This is a genomic window from Myroides odoratus (assembly GCF_001549985.1).
GTDB lineage: Bacteria > Bacteroidota > Bacteroidia > Flavobacteriales > Flavobacteriaceae > Flavobacterium > Flavobacterium odoratum_A.
On sequence record NZ_LROZ01000007.1, the window covers coordinates 67,942 to 90,253 of the forward strand.

At 36.2% G+C, this 22,312-nt stretch carries 23 protein-coding genes; 8 read left to right on the plus strand and 15 right to left on the minus strand.

Annotated elements, in window-relative coordinates; genetic code table 11:
* Positions 1 to 19: 19 nt before the first annotated feature.
* The 6 genes from AWV75_RS09435 to msrA form a co-directional block, all read right to left on the minus strand.
* The gene (locus AWV75_RS09435; protein ID WP_060874116.1) at positions 20 to 2,287 is read right to left on the minus strand and encodes a cation:proton antiporter; all 2,268 of its coding nucleotides are present in this window, start codon (positions 2,285 to 2,287) and stop codon (positions 20 to 22) included.
* Positions 2,288 to 2,403: 116 nt separating this feature from the next.
* The gene (locus AWV75_RS09440) at positions 2,404 to 3,114 is read right to left on the minus strand and encodes a LytR/AlgR family response regulator transcription factor (protein ID WP_060874117.1); all 711 of its coding nucleotides are present in this window, start codon (positions 3,112 to 3,114) and stop codon (positions 2,404 to 2,406) included.
* Positions 3,080 to 3,820, minus strand: coding sequence for a sensor histidine kinase (locus tag AWV75_RS09445; RefSeq protein ID WP_002985225.1), 741 nt, complete (start codon positions 3,818 to 3,820; stop codon positions 3,080 to 3,082). The genes AWV75_RS09440 and AWV75_RS09445 overlap by 35 nt, the downstream gene beginning before the upstream one ends.
* Before the next feature lie 265 nt (positions 3,821 to 4,085).
* Entirely contained in the window at positions 4,086 to 4,499 is a 414-nt protein-coding gene (locus AWV75_RS09450; protein ID WP_060874118.1) for a hypothetical protein, read from the minus strand.
* Positions 4,500 to 4,611: 112 nt separating this feature from the next.
* Positions 4,612 to 4,905: a hypothetical protein gene (locus AWV75_RS09455; RefSeq protein ID WP_060874119.1), complete on the minus strand. Its 294-nt coding sequence runs from the start codon at positions 4,903 to 4,905 to the stop codon at positions 4,612 to 4,614.
* An 8-nt stretch (positions 4,906 to 4,913) separates the two neighbouring features.
* Positions 4,914 to 5,444 carry a peptide-methionine (S)-S-oxide reductase MsrA gene (msrA, locus tag AWV75_RS09460; RefSeq protein ID WP_060874120.1) on the minus strand — a complete coding sequence of 177 codons (531 nt, stop codon included), beginning with the start codon at positions 5,442 to 5,444 and terminating at the stop codon, positions 4,914 to 4,916.
* 145 nt (positions 5,445 to 5,589) lie between these two features.
* Here msrA and AWV75_RS09465 point away from each other — a divergent pair, with 145 nt between their 5' ends.
* Positions 5,590 to 6,258 carry an ABC transporter ATP-binding protein gene (locus AWV75_RS09465; protein WP_060874121.1) on the plus strand — a complete coding sequence of 223 codons (669 nt, stop codon included), beginning with the start codon at positions 5,590 to 5,592 and terminating at the stop codon, positions 6,256 to 6,258.
* A gap of 72 nt (positions 6,259 to 6,330) precedes the next feature.
* Here the strand turns inward: AWV75_RS09465 and AWV75_RS09470 are convergent, their stop codons facing one another.
* From AWV75_RS09470 to AWV75_RS09495, 6 genes are all read right to left on the minus strand, one after another.
* A complete protein-coding gene (locus AWV75_RS09470) occupies positions 6,331 to 7,362 on the minus strand; it encodes a hypothetical protein (protein WP_060874122.1) in 1,032 nt (343 codons plus the stop codon).
* Between the two features lie 111 nt (positions 7,363 to 7,473).
* Positions 7,474 to 7,998 carry a hypothetical protein gene (locus AWV75_RS09475; RefSeq protein WP_060874123.1) on the minus strand — a complete coding sequence of 175 codons (525 nt, stop codon included), beginning with the start codon at positions 7,996 to 7,998 and terminating at the stop codon, positions 7,474 to 7,476.
* A gap of 11 nt (positions 7,999 to 8,009) precedes the next feature.
* Positions 8,010 to 9,464, minus strand: coding sequence for a DUF3570 domain-containing protein (locus tag AWV75_RS09480; protein ID WP_060874124.1), 1,455 nt, complete (start codon positions 9,462 to 9,464; stop codon positions 8,010 to 8,012).
* 10 nt (positions 9,465 to 9,474) lie between these two features.
* Positions 9,475 to 9,684, minus strand: a complete 210-nt coding sequence (locus tag AWV75_RS09485; protein ID WP_231738081.1) for a DUF4266 domain-containing protein — start codon at positions 9,682 to 9,684, stop codon at positions 9,475 to 9,477.
* A gap of 2 nt (positions 9,685 to 9,686) precedes the next feature.
* Positions 9,687 to 10,616 (minus strand): FAD:protein FMN transferase, encoded by a 930-nt coding sequence (locus tag AWV75_RS09490; RefSeq protein WP_060874126.1) that lies wholly within the window; start codon positions 10,614 to 10,616, stop codon positions 9,687 to 9,689.
* Between the two features lie 43 nt (positions 10,617 to 10,659).
* Entirely contained in the window at positions 10,660 to 11,073 is a 414-nt protein-coding gene (locus AWV75_RS09495; RefSeq protein ID WP_060874127.1) for a thioredoxin family protein, read from the minus strand.
* A 551-nt stretch (positions 11,074 to 11,624) separates the two neighbouring features.
* Between AWV75_RS09495 and AWV75_RS09500 the strand changes: the two genes are divergently transcribed.
* From AWV75_RS09500 to AWV75_RS09520, 5 genes are all read left to right on the plus strand, one after another.
* On the plus strand, positions 11,625 to 12,965 hold the full coding sequence (locus tag AWV75_RS09500) for a hypothetical protein (RefSeq protein WP_060874128.1): 1,341 nt from the start codon (positions 11,625 to 11,627) through the stop codon (positions 12,963 to 12,965).
* A gap of 26 nt (positions 12,966 to 12,991) precedes the next feature.
* Positions 12,992 to 14,065 (plus strand): imelysin family protein, encoded by a 1,074-nt coding sequence (locus AWV75_RS09505; RefSeq protein ID WP_060874129.1) that lies wholly within the window; start codon positions 12,992 to 12,994, stop codon positions 14,063 to 14,065.
* Positions 14,066 to 14,153: 88 nt separating this feature from the next.
* Positions 14,154 to 15,539, plus strand: a complete 1,386-nt coding sequence (locus AWV75_RS09510; protein WP_060874130.1) for a di-heme oxidoreductase family protein — start codon at positions 14,154 to 14,156, stop codon at positions 15,537 to 15,539.
* 40 nt (positions 15,540 to 15,579) lie between these two features.
* Entirely contained in the window at positions 15,580 to 16,338 is a 759-nt protein-coding gene (locus tag AWV75_RS09515; RefSeq protein ID WP_060874131.1) for a TIGR02757 family protein, read from the plus strand.
* Between the two features lie 339 nt (positions 16,339 to 16,677).
* A complete protein-coding gene (locus AWV75_RS09520) occupies positions 16,678 to 17,052 on the plus strand; it encodes a DUF488 domain-containing protein (protein ID WP_060874132.1) in 375 nt (124 codons plus the stop codon).
* Between the two features lie 151 nt (positions 17,053 to 17,203).
* On the opposite strand, the gene AWV75_RS09525 is transcribed toward AWV75_RS09520, so the two are convergent.
* The 3 genes from AWV75_RS09525 to AWV75_RS09535 are packed head-to-tail and all read right to left on the minus strand — an operon-like array spanning position 17,204 to position 20,725.
* Positions 17,204 to 18,121 (minus strand): Ppx/GppA phosphatase family protein, encoded by a 918-nt coding sequence (locus AWV75_RS09525; RefSeq protein WP_060874133.1) that lies wholly within the window; start codon positions 18,119 to 18,121, stop codon positions 17,204 to 17,206.
* 3 nt (positions 18,122 to 18,124) lie between these two features.
* A complete protein-coding gene (gene ppk1 / locus AWV75_RS09530; protein WP_060874134.1) occupies positions 18,125 to 20,233 on the minus strand; it encodes a polyphosphate kinase 1 in 2,109 nt (702 codons plus the stop codon).
* Positions 20,234 to 20,236: 3 nt separating this feature from the next.
* Entirely contained in the window at positions 20,237 to 20,725 is a 489-nt protein-coding gene (locus tag AWV75_RS09535; RefSeq protein ID WP_060874135.1) for a SixA phosphatase family protein, read from the minus strand.
* Between the two features lie 163 nt (positions 20,726 to 20,888).
* Here AWV75_RS09535 and AWV75_RS09540 point away from each other — a divergent pair, with 163 nt between their 5' ends.
* Entirely contained in the window at positions 20,889 to 21,446 is a 558-nt protein-coding gene (locus AWV75_RS09540) for a DUF4199 domain-containing protein (RefSeq protein WP_060874136.1), read from the plus strand.
* 18 nt (positions 21,447 to 21,464) lie between these two features.
* Positions 21,465 to 22,283 carry a 3-deoxy-8-phosphooctulonate synthase gene (gene kdsA / locus AWV75_RS09545; protein ID WP_060874137.1) on the plus strand — a complete coding sequence of 273 codons (819 nt, stop codon included), beginning with the start codon at positions 21,465 to 21,467 and terminating at the stop codon, positions 22,281 to 22,283.
* The last annotated feature ends 29 nt before the right edge of the window (positions 22,284 to 22,312 follow it).

Sequence of the window (22,312 nt, forward strand, 5' to 3'; positions counted from 1 at the left end):
AAACAACATAACTAAATAGTTATAACGACTGCATCAAAAGCATAGATGGAGCATGATTCAACCAGATACTTCTCGTTTCAATCAATTTTTTCCAACTATCTAACGTAATGAGCATCAAATCAAATTCTTCTATGAATTCCTTAGATACTACTTTGTTACTAACAATGCGTATGTGATTCGGCTTATACTGTTCGATAAGTCTGATATTTTCTTTAAACTCGGTATGATTTTCTAGCTCTCCTGTGGCATCTAAAATCGAAACTTGTACATCATTATTGCGAATCATCTTCTGTGCATAGGACAATAATTTTAGATCTCCTTTGCTGAAAATAGGCAAAAATACATGCTCTAATTTTTGAAAATCCTTATTAATCAAGATTCCTAATGGTACTTTTGTTCGATTCATGATTTGCTGTGTGCGTGCATTAAACCATGAATTCTCAAACAATTTTTCTCTACCTGTTACTTTGTTCAGCAATACATCCGGATTGATGATACGCGTCGTAAAACCAAGGATATTTCCCAATACAGATCCGCGATAAATGGAATACCCCATTTCAATCAGTAGTAAATCACAAGTCTCTTGGTGAACCATACCTACTACATCACTTTCAATGTCATTGGATACTTTATAATAGGTTTGAACCTCTTGATCCATTTCTGTTGCTTGTTCTTGTACTGCTTCAAAGATTTCCTCTTCATAATCTTGGGTATTAAAGGAATTTAACTCTTGGCTATCAATCATATGCATAGCTGTAATACGGGTATCCACACTTGATTTTCCAGTAAAAGCATTGGCTAACTTCATCAAGGGAGCTAAACTCAGTTTATTCTCAAAGAACAAGAACACTTGATACTTTCCAATAATTACGCCTTTGTGTTGTGGTTCATCTCCAAGTGGTCCGAAGATCTTCGCAATTAAATCCAATAAAGGTCCTGTCATAAAAGTTGTAGCTAACGCCATAATCACCATCATCGCAAATACTTCTCCTGTCATTACCCCCAGGTCAAAACCAATATTCAAGACGATGAGTTCCATTAAACCTCGGGTATTCATCAGCGCTCCAATTGTCAAGCTATCTCGCCAATTTATGCCGACGAACTTGGCTGTTATGGCACTTCCTACAAACTTACCAACCGTAGCGACAAGGATAATAAGCCCCGTTATTTCCCATAGATAAGGTTCATTTAACAAGCCTATTTCTGTACGTAATCCTGTATAAACAAAGAACAAAGGCAAGAATAAAACAACAGCTACATCTTCTACTTTTTCGATGAAAATCGTTCTAAACTTCATATTATCTGGCATGATAGCACCAGTCATAAATGCACCAAATAAGGCGTGAATACCAATTACTTCTGTACAATAGGCAGAGATAATCAACGTCAATAAAAAGATTGCAACCGTTCCTTTCGATAGTAATTTACTACTTCCTTGATATTTGGCAATTCGCGCCAAAAAGGGACGCACCAACTTTAACATCACGATGACATAAATAATAGCTAACGCAATAATATAAAGGGAGCTCACAAAACTTCCTGCTTGCACAATAGCAATTACCGCAGCTAACAAACACCATGCAGTAATATCATCCGCTGCTGCACAAGTGATTACAATAGTACCTATTCGCGTTTTCTGTAAACCTCTTTCTTGCACAATCCGCGCCAATACAGGAAAGGCGGTAATACTCATGGAAATCCCCAAGAAAAGTCCAAACGAGAGAAAATCAACACCATCTGGTGCAAACGATTCGAATATATAGTAGGCCAATGCCATTCCTAAAGCAAAGGGAATCACAATACTCGCATGACTAATTAAAACAGCATCATGCGCTTTATTTTTTAAAATCTTGAGATCTAGTTCCATTCCAATCACAAACATGAAGAGAATTAAACCAATTTGACTCAAGAAACTCAAATTCCCCAAAGATTGTGTAGGAAACATAACGGCTGAGAACTCTGGAAAATAAGTTCCTACTAAGGAGGGACCTAAAGCAATACCGGCGATAATCTCCCCAATTACAGAAGGTTGTCCAATTTTTTTACAAATCCATCCAAATACTCTCGCAACTAAAACGATCGTAACAATTTGAGCTAACAGTAAAGCTAAGGGACTTTCTAAATTATGTACTAAAGTTTGAAGAAAATTTTCCCAAGCAGTATTATCTGAAACAACTGCTTTTGTATTCACTTCCAATTTTGATCCTTGTGTAACTACCCAATAAATAAGAGCCGTACATCCACCAATAATTGAAACGTAAAGTAGGGAATTCCTATATTTTGACATGATGATTAAGGTTTTCGATTTCAGAGACAAAACTCTGAAATTTATACCTTCGAAAATCAAGGCCTGAGTTCAAACCAAGCTTTCTTGTAATGAAACGCGAAATTCTTGTAATGAAATTATATCTTGTCTAGGAAATCTGTTTTAAACGTCACTCCTAAAGTCAATTCGAGGGGCTTTCCTTGCTCTGTAAATAGCTGGGTGGTGATCAAATCATGACCGAAAAAACGCACAATCTTTAATGCTATTATTTCGCGCTTATTAATGCGACAAAACTTATGAGCAGGCAATACCTCCACCAATTTGTCTAATGCAATATTCTTAGCAATTAACTGTTGCTCACCTTCTAGTATAATTTCTTTATCACGACCATCATTTTCACATGTTTTGATATAGAGAATATCATCAAACTGCAAAATGGCTTTGCCTTTGTTGGAATTGATTGTCAACGACGTATTTTGTTCTATGGGTTTCAACTGGCGCATTGCCTTTTGAATTGCGCGTTGCAAGCGCTCTTTTTTTATGGGTTTAGCGATGTAATCAATTGCATCTACCTCAAAGGCTTCTAATGCATATTCCTTATAAGCGGTAACAAATACAATCCCTTTATTGGTCAGCAATTGAGCAACACTCAATCCATCCATGCCCGGCATATTGATATCGAGAATCGCCAATTCGAAATCCAAAGAAGGAGCTTCTTCCAAAAATTGTGTGGGATCATCAAATACTTTCACTATTTCAATTTCGGGAATTTGTTCACATAGCATCTTCAGGTATTTTAATCCCAGTAACTCATCATCTAAGAGTATACATTTTAGCTTTGAAATCATACAAATTAATTTTTAAATGCATCGAGTGTACTTGCTCGTCTTCTGATTTTTCTAATTTATAATAAGGACCGTAAATCAAATGCAAACGCTCTCGCAATGCGGATAAACCATATCCTCCTTTTTCTTTTCTCAGTGAACCCTTTGAGGATTTTTTATTTGAAACAACTAAATCAAACTGTCCGTTTTTCAACTTAAATAGAATGGTAATAAACGCATCATTCCCCGTTAAATCCGCATGTTTAAAGGCATTTTCTATCAACTCTACACAAATTAAAGGAGCCACTAAATCTTCGCCATAGAGTGCCTCTACTTCTCCAATATTCGAGCGAACATCTAAGCGAAAAAGAGGATTCAATTTAATTTTGTTAATATCAATCAAACGCAAAGCAAATTCGTGTTCTTCTTTTAACGTTACTAATTTACGTTGACTATCATATAAAATGTAATCCAATACACCTGCCATCTTATCCAAGGCATAATACGTCTGATAAGCGTGTGATTGAATAGAGTTTAAAATATTTTTGAACAAATGTGGATCCAACCTCGACTCTAAATTTTCTAATTGAAGGTATTTGATTTTAGTATCAAATAAATCCTTTTCTTTTTCAAAAGCAACTCGCTGCTTGTTGTATTGTAATAAAAAATACAACAAGATCCCAACGATGATCAATAATAACAAGATAATAAAAAGATATAAGTACTTCATGCTTTGCTCTTTTAGCTCCTATTTTTCGAATATGAATTTTTGTAGTATTGTTTTCTCCCTTGGGAGTATCAATAGGCATTATTCCTATCTGCTGAACCTATCAGCGGTTTACTTTTAGTATGCTAACAAATGTACAGTTTTCTCTGTACATACGCTTTGCCTGTGTTGGAATATTTAATGTCCTTATCCCAAACAAAAAAAGAGAAGTTTATTCCAAACTTCTCTTTTTACACCAACTCGTGTGTTATATTATGTTGTGCTAATTCTAGAAATCAATCTTAGCAATTTTGAATTCATCCCCTCTTTTGATCAAATGGAATTTTTCAACTGCTGCTTTTTTTTCGTATTGAACATCATATTCAAATTCGAATTCTTTAATTTTTTCTTTTTTGTTTTCCTCCGTCATATCACCTTCTTTAAAAACAGCTTTAATGATATGACCAAGTTCCACTTGTCTCTGCTTTAATTTACCGTAAAACTCCGCTTCTGTCGTTGTTTTAAAGAAATCTTCGTCGAGATATTGTTTCAAATCGTCATACTTTTCTTCTCCTAAATTATAGTAATACCAACCTATTAAAGTCTTTCCTGCATTCTCATCCCCCAACGCTCTACTGTTTTTTGTTTCTTTACAACTAACGAGTAGAAAAACGCTACAAATAATCACAAATAAGTTTCTCATAAAAAATATGGTTTATAGTTAATCAATGCTTTTCCACCTCCAAGCTTTGTGTTGGAAGCACTTTAAAGTTAAGAAAAATTTATGATTTTAACAAAATAAAAAACAATATTTATTAGAAACTTTTCTTCTGAAAATAATAGGTATACACCCAAGTTAAGGTAAAGGTCGGAATGATATCCAATCCTGGGGATAATTCTTCAACAAAATTGACCAATGCTCCTACTTTCCCCACTTTACCAGGGTACATTTTTGCTAAAATAAAAGCAGAAATCGGGGCCCAAATCACATCGCTAAATTCTCCTAAACCAGGAATCAAATAGCTTGCCATCCCGAGTAAATCAAGGAATAGTCCGATAATCAACTGTCTTGTTTTCAGTGAATTTGATTGTGTTTGTTGCTCTTGCATAAATTAGTTTATTTTAATTTAGAAGCGTAATTCTTTTTAAATTTTTCAACTTTCGGTTTTACAACCATCTGACAATATGGATTTTCTGTTCCTTTGCGCTCAAAGTAGTTTTTGTGATAGTCTTCAGCCACATAAAAAGTAGAAGCCGGACTCACCTGTGTAACAATAGGCTGATCAAAAACCTTTTCGTCATTTAAAATTCCAATATATTCTAAAGCCGCTTGTTTTTGTCCTTCATCCACATAAAAAATCTCACTTCTGTATTGCGTCCCCACATCCTCTCCTTGTCGATTTAAGGTCGTCGGATTATGTGTTGCAAAAAAGATTTCCAACAATTCGGTATAACTAATCTCATGTTCGTTATAGGTAATCTCAATGGCTTCTGCATGTCCTGTTTCTCCAGTGCAAACTTCCTCATAGGTAGGATTCACTTTTGTTCCTCCAATATACCCTGGAACTGCGTCGATTACACCTTTTAAACTTTTAAATACCGCTTCTGTACACCAGAAACATCCCCCTGCTACTATTGCTTTTTTCATCTATTTTATGCTTTACTACTTCTTTTTATTAGGTCTAAGTTATTAATTATCATTGGAAGTCAATAATCATTTGAAATATTTTTCCTTTTTTAATTTTTAATTGAAGTAAAACATTGTTATTTTGTAATCGATCAAAGACAGTATTATGATACGAGCGACGAATATTAGAAAATCCTATGACCAGTTAGAAGTTTTAAAAGGAGTTGATATCCACATCAAAGAGCGAGAAATCATCTCTATTGTGGGTGCATCTGGTGCTGGGAAAACGACCTTACTTCAAATTTTAGGGACATTGGATAAACCTACTATTCAACCCAATAGTTCTCTTGTCATCAATAATACAGATGTTTTACAACTGAAAGACAAAGAAATTTCTACTTTCCGAAATTTAAACTTGGGGTTCATCTTTCAATTTCATCAACTACTTCCGGAGTTTAATGCCTTGGAAAACGTATGTATTCCAGCATTTATTGCAGGAAGAGAGAAAAAAGAAACGGAACAAGAAGCCAAAAAATTATTGGACTATTTAGGTGTATCGCATCGATCACACCATTTTCCTTCAGAACTATCCGGAGGAGAACAACAACGTGTTGCCGTTGCTAGAGCCTTGATTAATAAGCCCAAGGTAATCTTCGCTGATGAGCCATCGGGTAATTTAGATACTAAAACCGCAGAGAATTTACATAAACTCTTCTTCCAATTGAGAGAAGAATTTGGTCAAACCTTTGTTATTGTAACGCACAATGAGGAATTAGCGGATATGGCCGACCGAAAACTCATCATGACCGATGGTTTGATGACTAGTCATTCATAGCCTTGATGATACAAAATACAAAAAGGGTAACTCAAATGAGTTACCCTTTTTTATATCCACGTACAAAGCCGTTTATTTCTTTTGCAATGTCAATTTGATACCATTACTTGAAATCATGCTATCTAAGTATAAAGTTCCTACAATTTCTCTATTGGTATAGCTCGATACTTTAAAGTAATACTTCATTGTTCTGTGCTTATCCTCAAGAAGCAAGGTACTTGAATTATACAAACTATAATAACGCATTTCATCTACAAGGTACAATACCGGGTTGTATTTCCCCATATTCTTAGCTTCCGCCTCCATCTTGTCCGATTTGAACTTCATTTTGATCACATATTCTGTGTTATTATCTTCATACCCTCTCCATTCGCCATAGAACATTTGTAGGTTGATATTCACATGATTGTCATCATCGTCATCATCGTCTCCACCACCAGTTCCTGGATCCACCTCTACTACACGCTCCAATTGTCCTATTTTACCATTTTTAAAACCATCTTTGATAATCAGTTCCACATCTAGTAAATTAGCAGTATAGTTCGCAATAGTAATTACCCCATAGTCATCGTCTTGAGCATTTCCCTCAACCAAGGTCAATTGTACTCTATTTCCCTTTACTGTATAGGTTCCTGTTTTTTCTACACTTCCTTGTTTATACGTAAAATTCATGTCTTTTTTGAATTCAAAAATAGTTTCCACTGTGGATGGAATAAACTTCCACTTTCCAGTTACCACTGCATCAACATCCTCCTTGTCTAAGAAGCGAATCTCGACCGTATTACTCGTTTTAAACCCTGCTTTTTGGGCATAAACTTTAAAATTAGCTGCTGTTTTTGACGAAAAAGTAGTAGCATTTAATGCTTGTTCATTGACGAAAAGCTTCGCATCTGTTACGACATTTCCATTTTCATCAACCACTTTAAAAGTGATATCCTCATTTACAAAAGCGTCCTTCGGACTAGCCGTTAACCTCAAAGTAGGTAATTTTGCTGTGGGAGTAGTATCCGGATCTACTGTGTTATCATCTCCTTTACTACAACTAGTTACCATAATAAACAGTAACATTAGGACATTCAATAGTCCTGCTTTTTTAAAACTCATAGTGTGTGTGTTTAAAATAATTATAATTATGCGTGCTTCATAGCACTTCTACTATCATTTTGGCATCAAACCTTTCAATTCCTTTAATGCTCTTGAGATTATTGGATTATTTTATTGTTTCTTATAGACCCCATAACTGCTATACGTTTTACCTCCTACATGGGTTTCTTGCTCGAGATAAAAGGTTTTTTTATCTGCACTAAAAAACACCTCAACCGTTTTATTTTCTGTGGTATTTGTCCCTTTCAATTGATACGTATCACCTCCAATTTTCGTCCACGTTCCCAGAACCACTCCATTCGATTTGCAGTTGATGGTATTGTCAATTTCAGTATAATAATCATCATCACTCCCAAAAAGACTACTTCTTGAGTTTGTACTTGACACTCCTAAAGCCTTGTATTTCACACGTTCTTGACTATAGGTTTCATGGGAGTATTGATGCGTTCCGAATACATAAACTTCTTTGAGATCACAAATTCCCAACGTAATCAAACGATCATTTTCTATTCTTTCTCTCAATCTCCAAATTCCTATAAGATCTTCTTTAGGCATATCTGAGGAATCGTCATTTTTATTACATCCTAGTAAAAAAAGGAATAGGGCCGCGATAGCTAAACTTCCTGCTCTTTTCATCTCTTCTAAATTTATTGTACAAATTTTAATCCAACGCTTACGATATTCGCACTTAGCCCATCGTTTCTATCATAGTAGTTGTACCTGATTTCAAAATTTTTCAAGGCAAAACCTCCAATCGCTGCTTTGCTAAAAGGGTTGTTGTAAACCAAACCACCTCCATACTGATGACTATCAAAGGCAGATAAATCGTAATCAGAGGTATAATATTTTTGCTTGGTAGTATGTTGACCAAAGGGAGCAAAATATTTAGTTTTACTTTGCGTATAGAAACGATACAGAGGAAATAGCGTAATGCGTTCCGATATTTTTACTGGCAATTCTAAACTAATGGTATGCGATCGCAGTTCCCAGTCATCCGTATAAAAACGGTAATAACTGCGTAGGGTTAACCAATTGTTGATGTAATAATTCAAACGCATACCAATCGGTAATTTAAAACGGGTATCTGGGAGGCGTTCAATATCATCTGCTAAGCGATATACTTCTGTGTTTTGCGGAGAATTATACAGTGGAATATAATTTGGTGTACCTATATAATAAGCGGGTTTATCTGCAAAATAGATGCGGTGATAAGGCGTGGATAGCAATCCCTTTTGATATAAAACATCAGCAAATACAGCGAATTGCATTTTTTCTGTTACGATTTGTGTAGCGAATAATGAAACCGCATAGGAATTGCGTTTATAATCATCAAAAGCGACAAATCGATCAGGTAAATATTTAGTAGATACATTTCCATTTTGGTCATAGATTTCCACATTAGCAAAATAACCTGCATTTTGGAAGTTGGTTCCATAGGTATGATATTCATCTAATTCAGTAGGATAAAATGGCTTCCACGTATCAAAATAAGCATTGGCTTTTATCCCTACTTCTGTATTCTTTTCATTGAATAGCTTTGTAACCCCCACTCCCACACCAATGGATTCATAATCAAACTCTCTTGCAACAGCAGCATGAACCGTAAAAATGGTATTTCGATCATCCGAACTATGGCTGTAATTCGCTCCTAAATTGTACAATACATCTTTGCGAGAAGGCCCTGTAGAGGCATACCAAGGGCTACCATATTGTAGTGTTTTAGTACTTTCAACTGAAGTAGCACCTGTAGAAGCCCCCGTAGCATTTACTTGAGTAATCTGTCTACTCATAAAGGGGTTAATATTACTTGAAGACGCTGAAGTATAAGCTGAAAATCCCACATCAAAAGACAGTACTCCATCCAAACGCACGGGAATAGATAAAATCATATTTCCAGCGTAATTATCCAGCTCTTCAGTCCCCATTCCGCCATTTACAGCCGAATGCTTTCCTTTTTGATCATAATAACTACCTAAAAAGTCGAGCTCTGTTGTTTCCAAGACTTTCTTTTTATAGCTGGGCGGGGTTGTGTTGTGTTCTTGTGCAGATAGCAATCCTGAAACACAGGTTAAAGACATTAAAGTAATGAGTCGTTTTTTCATTGTTTATTATTTAATTACATCCACAACCACCACCCGTTTTACCTCCATTAGCACCCGAGGCTCCTTCTCTGTATACCTGAAAATTCGTTTCATAGCGCTCACACGTATGTGCGCTTAATACCATATCAGGATCATTGATGTATTGCTTCTCGTATTCTTTGACCGTCTGACAGGACGGGAGAAGCAAGATCAAACATCCCATGTAAAATAGTTTTCTCATTGTTAAATCGTATTGGTTTTAATGTTATTTGAGGTGAATAGATTGGCTTTATGATCAACGATAACACAACTGGCACTGGGAATTTGGTTGATGAAGTGCAAGCCCGTTTCAATTCCCATTACGGCAATAGATGTTGAGATTCCGTTAGCCAGTTCCGCTTTAGGAGCAAAAACAGTAACACTTGCTATTTCTGTTGTGGGCATTCCTGTACGAGGATCAATAATATGCGAGTACTTTTTATCGCCGATGAGAGCGTATTTTTCATATGTCCCCGAAGTGACGACAGCGCCATTTTCTAAAGGAAACGTAGCGAAAACCTTTGCTTTATTTAAGGGATTTACAATGCCAACCGACCAAGGTTTTCCATCGGGTTGAGTTCCCCAAGCCGCCATATCCCCTGAGGCATTAACGATTCCTGCCTGCACGCCTTGCTGCATTAAAAAGACTTTTGCACAATCCGCTGCATAGGCTTTTCCAATGGAACCAAACCCTATTTTCATCTTTTTTTGTGTTAAAAAAAGCGTTTGATTCTCCCGATCCAATTGGATATTTCCATAGCCCACATGCTGAATAGCCGCTTTTAATTCCGCAGTAGAAGGCACCTTTTTCATGGTACCATCATACCTCCAAATCTGATTCAACCCTGCCATTGTAATATCAAAAGCACCAGTAGTAAGCTTGGAAAAATTCAACGCACGGGCCGTTAATTCCAACAGCTCTTCAGGAACATAAACAGGCTGTATACCAGCATGAGCATTGACAATGGAAACAGGGGTTTCAGGCATCCACTCAGAAAGTAGACACTCTATGCGTTTCATTTCGGCTATAGCCTTATCAATTAGAGCATCAGCTGCTTCTAACTGATCAGCGACTATAGTCAGATCGAAATTACATCCCATAAGGAAAAACGCTCGACTAAAAATAGAAGACATAGTAAAGGGAATGAAGAAAAGTGGATGGTAAACCGTTTTAATTTTATTGGATGAATGCGTGCAATTTTTTAATATAGGCCGCAGGTGTATCTTTTGAATAACTCAATTTTCCCAGTACTTTTCCCGTAGAATTCAACACAACAACCAAAGGAAAGTAGCCCTCTTGGTTATACTGATCGGCCAACTGCCCATTCTCTTTCTTAACCTCAGCGGGTAGCTTTGATTTCTTTAAAAAATCAGCCTTGTATAACACCCAATTCTTCTTCTCTGCTTCAAAAAGTGCAGATTGAAAAATTTCTTTTTCTAATTTAATACAAGGGGCACACCAATCTGATCCAGCAAAGACTAGTAAAATGGTTTTATCTTCCGTAGTTGCCTTTTTTAAAGCTTCATTAAATGTTTGACCTACGCACAATTGGGTCAATACAAAAGCACAGAGTACATATAAATTTTTCATTTTTATTTTGGGGTTATATTTTCAATTCTATACGATCCAATAGTACCTGTTTCACTTTCACTTCATTACCTCTCTTCTATCATCTAAAGAAAAAACTCAAATCCGCTATTTTTTATGAAACAAGGACAAGGAAGTATTGCTGCACTTATTTGTTAACTATAAGCCAATACCCCGTGAAGGATATCTTAATTTCGAAGGCAAATATATATTTATTTAGACCAAATAAAAACAAATAAGTTAAAATTTTACTTCAAAAGGACGAATCAAGTCCTTTTTAGGCCTATTCCATCTCTTTTAGCTCTATTTTTTAGCACAAATTTTAAATCAAATTCAAAAAATAAAACCTCATTTTTTATATATAATAAATTTATTTCTTAAATAATTATAAATAATATCAAAAATTAGCCATAAAAACAATTTTTATATCACAAAAGCCTCTTATGAAATTTAAAAACAAAGTTAAAAAAATCTTATATTTTATTTTTAATAAATCTAAATAAATATATATTTGCATCAAAATTTACTGAATTTATTCACCTCATAACCACTTTATGAAAACAAGATTACTGGTTTGTTTGGCCTTACATTGTTGCCTGACGCAAGCCCAAGCTCAAGACAAAGACGCTATTCCACTTCAACAACTCAAAGAAGAATTAAAAAAGGAAATCCTCGAAGAGCTCAAAGAGGACAAGAAAAAATTAGTCAGCTTAAACAACTTTACACTAAGTGGCTATGGTGCGGTTAATTATTATAACTATGGGCGTTATGACACTGATCCAAACATCAAGAACAAATTTGATGCTGAACGATTAAATTTATATTTAGGCTATCGCTTCAATGATTGGATTAGCTTAAAAACTGAAATCGAATATGAACACGGTGGAACGGGTTCTACCATAGAACTAGATACACAGGAGGAATTTGGTGAATATGAGAAAGAAATCGAATCTGGAGGAGAAGTAAAATTAGAGCAGATTCACATTGATTTTAAAATTCGTCCTTATTTCAATGTTCGCGTTGGACGCATGAAACTACACCTAAGTTTGGCTCAAAATCTCGATCGTCCAACACAGTATTTCACCACGCATCGCCAAGAAATGGAAAATGAAATGCTTCCTCTGGGATGGTATGAGAACGGACTTCAATTCTATGGTAGTTTCTTAAAAAATCGATTCAGCTATGAAGTTTCCATCACCAATGGATTAGATGCTACAGGTTTTAGCTCAAGAAACTGGATAAAAAGAGGGCATCAAACCCGATTTGAAATGGCCGTTGGTAACAGCTTGGCCTACTCTGCTAGACTCGATTATAAATTTGGTACAAATAAAAACACTTTTGCAGGAGTTTCTGCCTATATCAACGATGCAGCAGCCAATAGACCTAAAAGAGACATGGATGTTTCTGCCTATGTCAGCATCTTAGAAGCTCACGTTAGCTATGACGAGCATTACTTAAAATTTAGCTCTGTCTTCTTATATGGAAATGTAGAAAACTCCAATATTGTCAGTCGAAAAAATGCAAATCTCTCCAATAATTTAGGGGTAAAACGCACACCTGTAGGAAAAAACATGATTGGTTTTTCTGGAGATATTGGATATGAAGTACTCCATTTTTTCAACAAAACAACTGCACAAAAACTCTATCCTTTTGTGCGTTACGAATACTATGATACGATGCATGAAACCGAAGGTGCCGTGGTTCGAAAACCGCGTTGGGAAAGAAGTGTTTGGACTAGCGGGATCAACTGGTTTGTTCATCCACAAATCGTAATTAAGGCGCATTACGCAACAAGACGACTAGGCTCAGATCACTTTGATCCGGTGACTTCTTTAAATACAGGAAACAAACAGAAAGAGAATACCTTCTCTGCAGGAATTGGATTTACCTTTTAATTATAAAAAATAAATAGTATAAAATAATGAGAAACAAATTTTTAGCTTTAGGATTAGTTGCTACTTCTTTCATGATGATGAACTGTAGTAACAACGATGACTCATCTACAGATACCAAAAAAGATGATTTATACGCAACTGTAATTTCAGATTTAACGGGAAGTGTTGTGACAGAAACCTATCGCGATCTAAATGACAAGGCCAATGCTTTGAGAAAGGCGATTAACAACTTTACAACTAGCTCTACGGATGCAAATTTAGAATTAGCTAAACAAGCGTGGATTGAAACTAGAAAACCTTGGGAGCAATCAGAAGGGTTCTTATATGGTCCTGTTGATACAGAGGGAATTGACCCTGCGATGGACACTTGGCCTGTGGATGTGGAAGCGATGAACAACATCTTGAGAAGTAACCAAGCGATTACTGCTTCTTTAATTAGTTCGAATAATGAAGCACGTGGTTTTCACTTGATTGAATTCTTATTATGGGGAGAAACAGGTTCGAAAAAAGCTGCCGATATTACGGCTAGACAAAAAGAATACTTGAAAGCTGCTGCGGAAGACTTACAACAAAACACCCAATTACTGTATGATCAATGGAAAGTTGATGGTGGAAATTATGCGGCCGTATTCAATACAGCGGGAATAAATTCGACAAAATACCCTTCAAAAGCCGCAGCATTAGAAGAAATTGTCGATGGATTAATTACCATTGCCGATGAAGTAGGAACGGGTAAAATTGAAGATCCATTAAACTCAGAAGGAAGTACTCCCTATCCAGAAAAAGAAGAGTCTCGTTTTAGCAACAATTCTAAAAGAGACTTCGCAGATAATATGAGAAGTATTGAAAACATCTATTTAGGCAAATACAATAAATCGGTTAAAGGATTATCCGAAATTGTTGCCGGAGATAACAAAGCTTTAGATACAGAAATCAAAACAGCAATCACCGCAGCGATTACAGCTATTGAAGCAATTCCTGGAACATTTACAGAAGCTATTTACAGCCATAGACCAGAGGTAATCAAGGCGCAAAACATTGTGAATGATTTATCTACTTTATTAGAGTCTAAATTGAAACCTTATATCAATAGTCTTTAATTCATCTTACTAACCCAACCAATAAAAAGAATACACCTTAAACAGTGTATTCTTTTTCGGTACTACACCCTACTGATTTCCTCTTACAATGAAATATTTTTCACTCCTTCACGTACTTCTTATTTCTTCTTTTTTTATCTCTTGTTCTAGTGACGATGCGACGCCTTATGAAGAACTTCCTTCTTTGTTGGATCGTCAATTAGCTGGTGGAGACACTACTGTTTTTATCAACACAAGTAATGCGTATGGCACTCCCGCTCCTAATTTATCAGCCGCTGATCTAGCTTTGCATCTAACTGGTGACTTGACTTTTGAATCTGTTTATGTGACTCCTCCTAATAAAGTAAATGGTGGTTTAGGTCCGATTTTTAATAATTCTTCTTGTATCTCTTGTCACCCCAAAGATGGTAGGGCTCCCTTTCCTACCAACCTCAACGCAAGAAGTGGTTTTTTCATGCGCGTGAGTCTACCTGGTAGTACAGAACATGGAGGCCCCGTTCCTGTTCCGGGTTTTGGATTACAAATACAAAATCAAGCCGTATTTGGTGTTGAACCTGAAGCACAATTTCAGGTTACTTATTCCACTATCGTAGAAGAATTGGCTGATGGAACGAAAATAACTTTGCGCAAACCACAATATAGTTTGGTCGAATCGTATATCCCTATTCCTGCCAATATCTTGTTGTCTCCTCGTATTGGTTCCCCCGTATTTGGCTTGGGTTTACTCGAAGCCATTCCTGAAGAAGATATTCTGGCTCAAATTGATGCAAACGATGCCAATCAAGATGGCATTTACGGAAAAGCCAATTATGTTTACGATGTAATTTCCAAACAAACAAAATTAGGTCGCTTTGGATGGAAAGCCAATACTGCCTCTCTCCTAGAGCAATGTGCAGCTGCTTTCAACAATGACATGGGAATTACCAACTATGTATTTCCTTATGAAACGGGATATGGGCAAACCAATGGTGATGATGGATTGAACGCTGGAATAGAAGTTTCCAATGCCCTTGTCAATGCGGTAACTTTTTATACCCAAACCTTGGCTGTCCCAGCTTCTCGATTTCATGACAATCAAAATGTAAGAAATGGTGCGCGTATTTTTGAAGAAATTGATTGTGCAAAATGCCATGTCCCTAAACAAAAAACAGGCCCTAGTCCAATCAAAGCCTTAGCCTACCAAACCATTTACCCGTATACCGATTTGTTATTGCACGATATGGGAGAAGGTTTAGCTGATAATCGTCCAGACTTTTTAGCCAACGGGCGCGAATGGAAAACAAGACCACTTTGGGGCATTGGTTTTCAGTACTTAGTCAACGGGCATACCCAGTTCTTGCATGATGGTCGAGCAGCAAATCTAACAGAAGCTATTTTATGGCACGGCGGAGAGGCACAACGCGCGAAAGATAAATTTAAACAGTTGTCTACAAAAGAAAGAGAGGATTTATTGGCTTTTTTGAATTCGCTTTAAAACAACGATTTCCTTTGGGTTTAATTCCTACCTTTGTCTGATGAATAAAGCTGAACTCAAAGAATTTTTAGACGAAAAAGTACTGTTGTACAACAACCCTTCTTTTATTGTTGATGATCCTGTACAAATTCCTCATTTATATACGCAAAAAGAAGATATTGAAATTGCTGGTTTCTTAAGTGCAACCATCGCTTGGGGTAATCGCAAAATGATCATCAAAAATGCGCATAAAATGATGGACCTCATGGGCAATTCACCCTATGATTTCATCATGAATCACAACGAAGATCATCTAGATGCTTTAGCTGGGTTTGTTCACCGTACATTTAACAGCACAGACTTCGCTACTTTTATTCAGGCTTTACAACATATCTATCGCCATCATGGTGGTTTAGAAGAAGTATTTAGCGATTCTTCCTTTCCTTTACAGGAGCGAATTTCACGATTTAAAACTTTATTTTTTGAAATTCAACACCAAACACGTACACAAAAACACATTTCGGATCCACTCAAAGGGTCGGCAGCAAAACGCATTAATATGTACCTGAGGTGGATGGTGCGCCAAGACAATGCAGGCGTTGATTTTGGTTTATGGAAAGGCGTATCCCCTAGTGAATTATCTTGTCCTTTGGATGTGCATTCAGGGAATATGGCGCGTAAACTGGGAATACTAAAACGTACACAGAACGACGCCAAAGCACTTTTGGAATTGGATACGGCTTTGCGTGAATTGGATCCTATTGATCCTGTGAAATACGATTTTGCCTTGTTTGGCTTAGGGGCGATTGAGAAGTTTTAAATGGGTTATGAGTGATGAGTGATGAGTCAAACTGTACACCCTACAACCGCTTGTCCCCAACAAAGAAAAAATCAAAACAAAGTGAAAATCGAAACGCAGTAAAGATTCATCGAATACCCAAACAAAATAGTAATTCGATAAGATTTATTACATTCCTAATCCTAGGTGAACAATGAGCAAAGACGAGTGAATGACCGATGCGATGCTTCCTTCGTCAGCATGACATAGGCAGAATAGACATTTGTTCTACCAAAACAAACCACACAAAAAACAAACTTCACAAAGAATAATCGTACCTTAGAAGATAAAATCTAACGTGCAAGTAAATTAATTTTCAATATGATACCGCAGCTAAAAATTAAACGTATTTATGAAGAACCTTCAGCATCTGATGGTTATCGCGTCTTGGTTGATCGTTTATGGCCACGGGGTATTTCCAAAGCAAATGCAGCAATTGAGGAATGGGCCAAGGACATCACCCCTACTACTGAAATTCGAAAAGCCTATGGTCATATCGTTGAAAATTGGCCAACCTTTACTTACCAATATTTACAGGAACTCAAACACAATGAGTTGATTCCAACATACCTTGAAAAATGGGAGGATTATCCTGTTATTACGTTTTTGTATGCTGCACGAGACACGGAACATACCCATGCGCTGATCCTTCAAGATTATATGCAAAAATTGTTTAATCAACGCTTTGATGTTTAAATCTTTGTATAACTATAAACCGAAAGCTACAATGCCTCTTGAAGTAAAAGTACTATTATAGTAAAAATAAAAATGACACAAAGCTTCTAAAGAACACTTTGCGTCATTTTTATTTTTAAGCTTTTTTAAAAAAAGCACTTCAATCGAGTACTTAATACGTGATCGTTTGATATTCCAATGGAATTTTACCAAAGTAAATGGCTTTTACGATTCCATCGGAAACTCCAATTTTTGGTACGTATATCTGTTTTGCTCCACTTGATTTCATGGCAAACGTATAAATGCGCAACGCAGGAATGATTACATCTGCACGGTCGGGATTTAATCCCAATATCGCAATACGCTCGTCATATGTCATTTCTGTCAATTTGGTCAATTGCTGATTCAAATAACTATATGACAAGGGTTTATCCTGGCTTTTCCCAGACATTTTAAAGGCTTTATTGATATTTCCTCCTGAACCGATGACAATCAAATCATGAAGATCTTTGGTTTCTTCTCTGACCCACTGTTGGATATCATTCCACACACTTTTAGACACCATATCGTTTAATAAGCGAACGGTACCATTGCGAAATGATTTAGAAGCCAATGGCACTCCTTCTTTAAAAATGGTAAATTCAGAACTCCCCCCACCTACATCGACAAACATCACATTCTTCGTTTGATTAATGTAGTTTTTCAAATCAGTTGAAGCAATAATCATCGCTTCTTTTTCGCCATCGATAATATTAATTTTAATCTTAGATGCTTCAAATACAGCTTCTGCCACTTCTTGTCCATTATCTGCCTCTCGCATGGCACTAGTCGCACAAGCCATAAAACGCTCGACTTTATTCACACGCATCAAGAGATAAAATGCTTGCATGGCTTCTATCATGCGTTGCTTGGATTCACTGCTAATTTCACCTTGTGTAAATACATCTTGTCCCAATCGAATAGGAACGCGAATCAGTGAACTCTTATTAAAAACAGGATCTTGTCCTTTGGTCTCTACAATATTCATGATTAACAAACGCATCGCATTAGAACCGATGTCGATTGCTGCATATTTCTTTATCTTCAACATGAATTATCCTTTTAGTTTGTCTTTGTAATAACGGTACATTTCTTTTTGAGATTGGAAGTCTGCTTCTCCATTTTTATCTCTGTATTTGTTGGATAAATCCCCCGATTGAATACGCGTTTTTACGTTTCCTTTCCATCCAATTTCAAACGTTTCAATCAATTCTTGCTTGATTCGATCATCGTAAATAGGACAAGTTACTTCCACGCGTTCATCTAAATTTCGTGTCATAAAATCTGCAGACGAGATGTAAACTTCAGGGTTGTTGTTATTTCCAAAAATATAAATACGCGAATGCTCTAAGAAACGATCCACTACACTAATAGCTTCAATGTTTTCACTCATCCCAGGAATACCAGGTACTAAACAGCAAATTCCGCGAATATTCAATTGTACTTTTACTCCTACATTACTCGCTTCATACAAGCGATCTACCATTCTCAAATCCGACAAACTATTCATTTTTAATCGGATGTAAGCAGGTAATCCATTCTTTGCATTGCGAATCTCTCGATCAATTAATTTATAGAATCCCGATCGAGTATAATGAGGGGATACTAATAAATGCTTATACTTGTGTACACGGTAATTTACCTGCAAAAATTCAAATACCTTAGACACATCTTTCATAATCTGATTATGCGAGGTCAGCAAGGTAACATCCGTATATATTTTTGCTGAACTTTCATTGAAGTTTCCTGTAGAAATAAAACCGTATCGCTTAATTTTTTTATTTTCTAATCGCTCAATTACACAAATTTTACTGTGTACTTTGAGTCCTTTTACCCCAAAAATTAGTTGTACCCCTTCCGATTGCATCAATTCAGAATAATAGATATTACTAGCCTCATCAAAACGCGCTTGTAATTCAATTTGAGCAATAACCTTTTTTCCGTTTTTCACCGCGTTGATTAAAGAACTAATAATCTGAGAGTTCTTAGCCAAGCGATATAACGTAATCTTAATCGACAATACTTGTGGATCCAACGCTGCTTCACGCAAGAGTCGAACCAGATACGAAAAAGACTGATAAGGCGTATAAATCAAGTAATCTTTCTTTTGCAATTGCTGAATGATACTATCTTCCATATCCAAATCGCGCACGGCTGCAGGTATTTGTTTGGGATACGTTAAATCGGATCTTCCCATGGTTGGAAAACTCATGTAATCACGTCGGTTGTGGTATCGTCCTCCAGGGATGATACTATCATTCATTTCAATCTCCACATTTTCAAGCAAATAATCTAACAAATCTTGATCCATTTCTTGATCGTATACGAAACGAACAATTTCACCTTCTTTTCGGTCTCTCACACCGCTAGAGATTTTTTCGACGAAAGACTTATGCAAGTCCGTATCTACTCCCAACTCTGCATCACGCGTAATTTTAATCATAAACGCTTTTTCTGCTTTATAATCGAAAATTCCAAAGATGGACGCTAGATTATCTCGAATAATATCGTCAATTAGAATGATGTATTTTTTATCGTCTTCTGAGGGTAATTCAACAAATCGATTGACGATATTGGGAATTTCAATAATAGCATAACGCGTTCCTTTTTCGCGTTTATTTGCTTTACTTCTCTTGCTACGCAAGGCTTCATCTACCTCTAATTTTACAGCTAAGTACCCATGTGTATCTCTCAACAAGGGAAACGGAGCCAAATCACTCAAGATGACCGTAACTAAATCATGCGAGAGTGTATGTAAGAAATAATCTTTGACAAAGGCTTTTTGCTTGTCATTGATTGTATTTTCATTAAGTATAAAAATTTTCTCTGCTTCTAATTGTTTTTCAATTTCCGCAAGGATACGCAAGCTCTCACTTTGCAAGACGATTACGCGATTGGTGATTTGTGTCAACAAATCTTTGACCACTACTCCACTTCCCAGGCGACGATTGCTTTCGCCCGTTAAAACCATACGGCGAATCGTGGCATAACGCACCCTGAAAAACTCATCTAAATTATTAGAGAAAATCCCAATGAAACGCAAGCGTTCAAGTAAAGGGACTGTGATATCTCCAGCTTCTTGTAAAACTCTTTCGTTAAAAGCCAACCAGCTTTTCTCACGATCAACATAATAATATTTAGGTGTTACAGTAGTTGTATTCATTGCTTATTTTAAATCTCTAGGAAAAACTTTACTTATTACAGTTCCGTTTTTAATTTCTTTCCAATCATCTTGGGGGAAGTCCATCACAACCACTCCAGATGTTGGCACATTATCAATCGAAACCATACCAAATTTATTAACAAAATCCGTGATAGCATCATTATGTCCGAAAATAATCAGCGCATTGTGTGTATTTTCACATTTTTTTATCGTTCGGGCCAGTTTCTTGACGTCGAAAGTATAAATATCTTCTTTTTCAATGACATAAGATGGATTGATATCTAAGTTTTGACAAAAAAGAGCGGCTGTTTGTTTTGCCCGTTGAGCCGTACTTGTCCAAACAATAAAACGATCTGGTAACAGTGAAGCAATTGCCTGAGAAACTAAAAGCGCATCTTGCACTCCACGATCTTTTGAGATAGGTCTATTCTTATCTTCCGTAATAGCCTCCCAACACGATTTTGCGTGTCGAATTAAAATAAGCGTTTTCATAACTAATTGTTTTTTTCACTATATTAATTTACAAAATAGTGGTTATTTTTTTTTATTTTTCCATACTTCCTATTAAATCTAAGAAAAAAAATTAGAAAAAAATATATTTTAAGCTATAAAATAAAAACTTTACTTTTGAAGTATTATATTTTAAGCTAATACAATGAAAAAATTCTCTATTGAATTCAAATGGGCTGCTTTGGCAACCTTGGCTGCACTAATTTGGATGTTTATAGGAAAGTCGATGGGATTCCACACTGAAAAGGTGCGTTTTGAGGTACTACACGAGATGCTGTTTAGTTTTTTACTCTTTATTTTTTACTGGTTGGGAATTCGACAAAAAAAGAAAGACTATTTTGACAATGTCATGCAATGGCAACAAGCCTTTCTAACGGGATTAGTCATGTGTATCATGATTACCTTGTTCTTTCCTATTGTTCAATTCATTACTTTCAATCAAGTAAGTCCACATTTCATGGAAACATTAGAGCAAGCATTGATTCACGATGCTAAGATGACTGTGGAAGAAGCCCAGAAGAATGCTTCTTTTGACTTATTTTTAAGAAATGGAGTGATGAATAATCTCTCATTTGGTATTATCTTTACTACTATAATTGCTTACTTTTTAAAAACAAAGAATTACGACCAAATAAAGGCCGCTGCACAAAAGCCAGAAATGGTTAAAGTAAAAAAGCAAAAAGGCAAAACAAAACGAAAATAATTCTAATACAAGAACACGATGGATATCAGAAATATACCTCAAATAAAAAATACAGAAGCTGATAATTTCTTTTTATTAGCTGGGCCATGTGCCATTGAAAGTGAAGAAATGGCCATGCGCATTGCAGAACACATTATAAAAGTTACGGATAAATTACAAATTCCTTACGTATTTAAAGGGTCTTTTAAAAAGGCAAATCGTTCGAGAATTGATAGCTTTACAGGTATTGGTGATGAAAAAGCATTAAAAATACTAGCAAAAGTGGGAAAAGAATTTGGTGTACCAACTGTTACAGACATACACGAATCTTCTGATGCAGCTCTAGCCGCTGAATATGTTGATATTTTACAGATTCCTGCTTTCTTAGTTCGTCAGACTGATTTAGTCGTTGCAGCAGCGAATACAGGTAAGGTGATTAATTTGAAGAAAGGACAATTTATGAGTCCTGAGAGCATGAAACACGCAGTACAAAAGGTATTGGATTGCCACAATGAAAATGTGATGGTTACAGATCGTGGAACCATGTTTGGATACCAAGACATGATTGTTGATTACAGAGGAATTCCTGCTATGCAACAATTTGCTTCAACGGTATTGGATATTACTCACTCTTTACAACAACCCAATCAATCGAGCGGTGTAACAGGGGGACGCCCAGATTTAATTGAAACTGTAGCTAAAGCGGGAATTGCAGTTGGCGTAGATGGAATCTTCTTAGAAACCCACTTCAACCCTGCAGAAGCAAAAAGTGACGGTGCAAATATGTTGCACTTGGATTACTTCGAAGACTTAATGACTAAATTAGTAGCCATTAGACAAACGGTTCGCCAGTTCTAAGATTATTTCATCTTATAAGGAGAGGATGC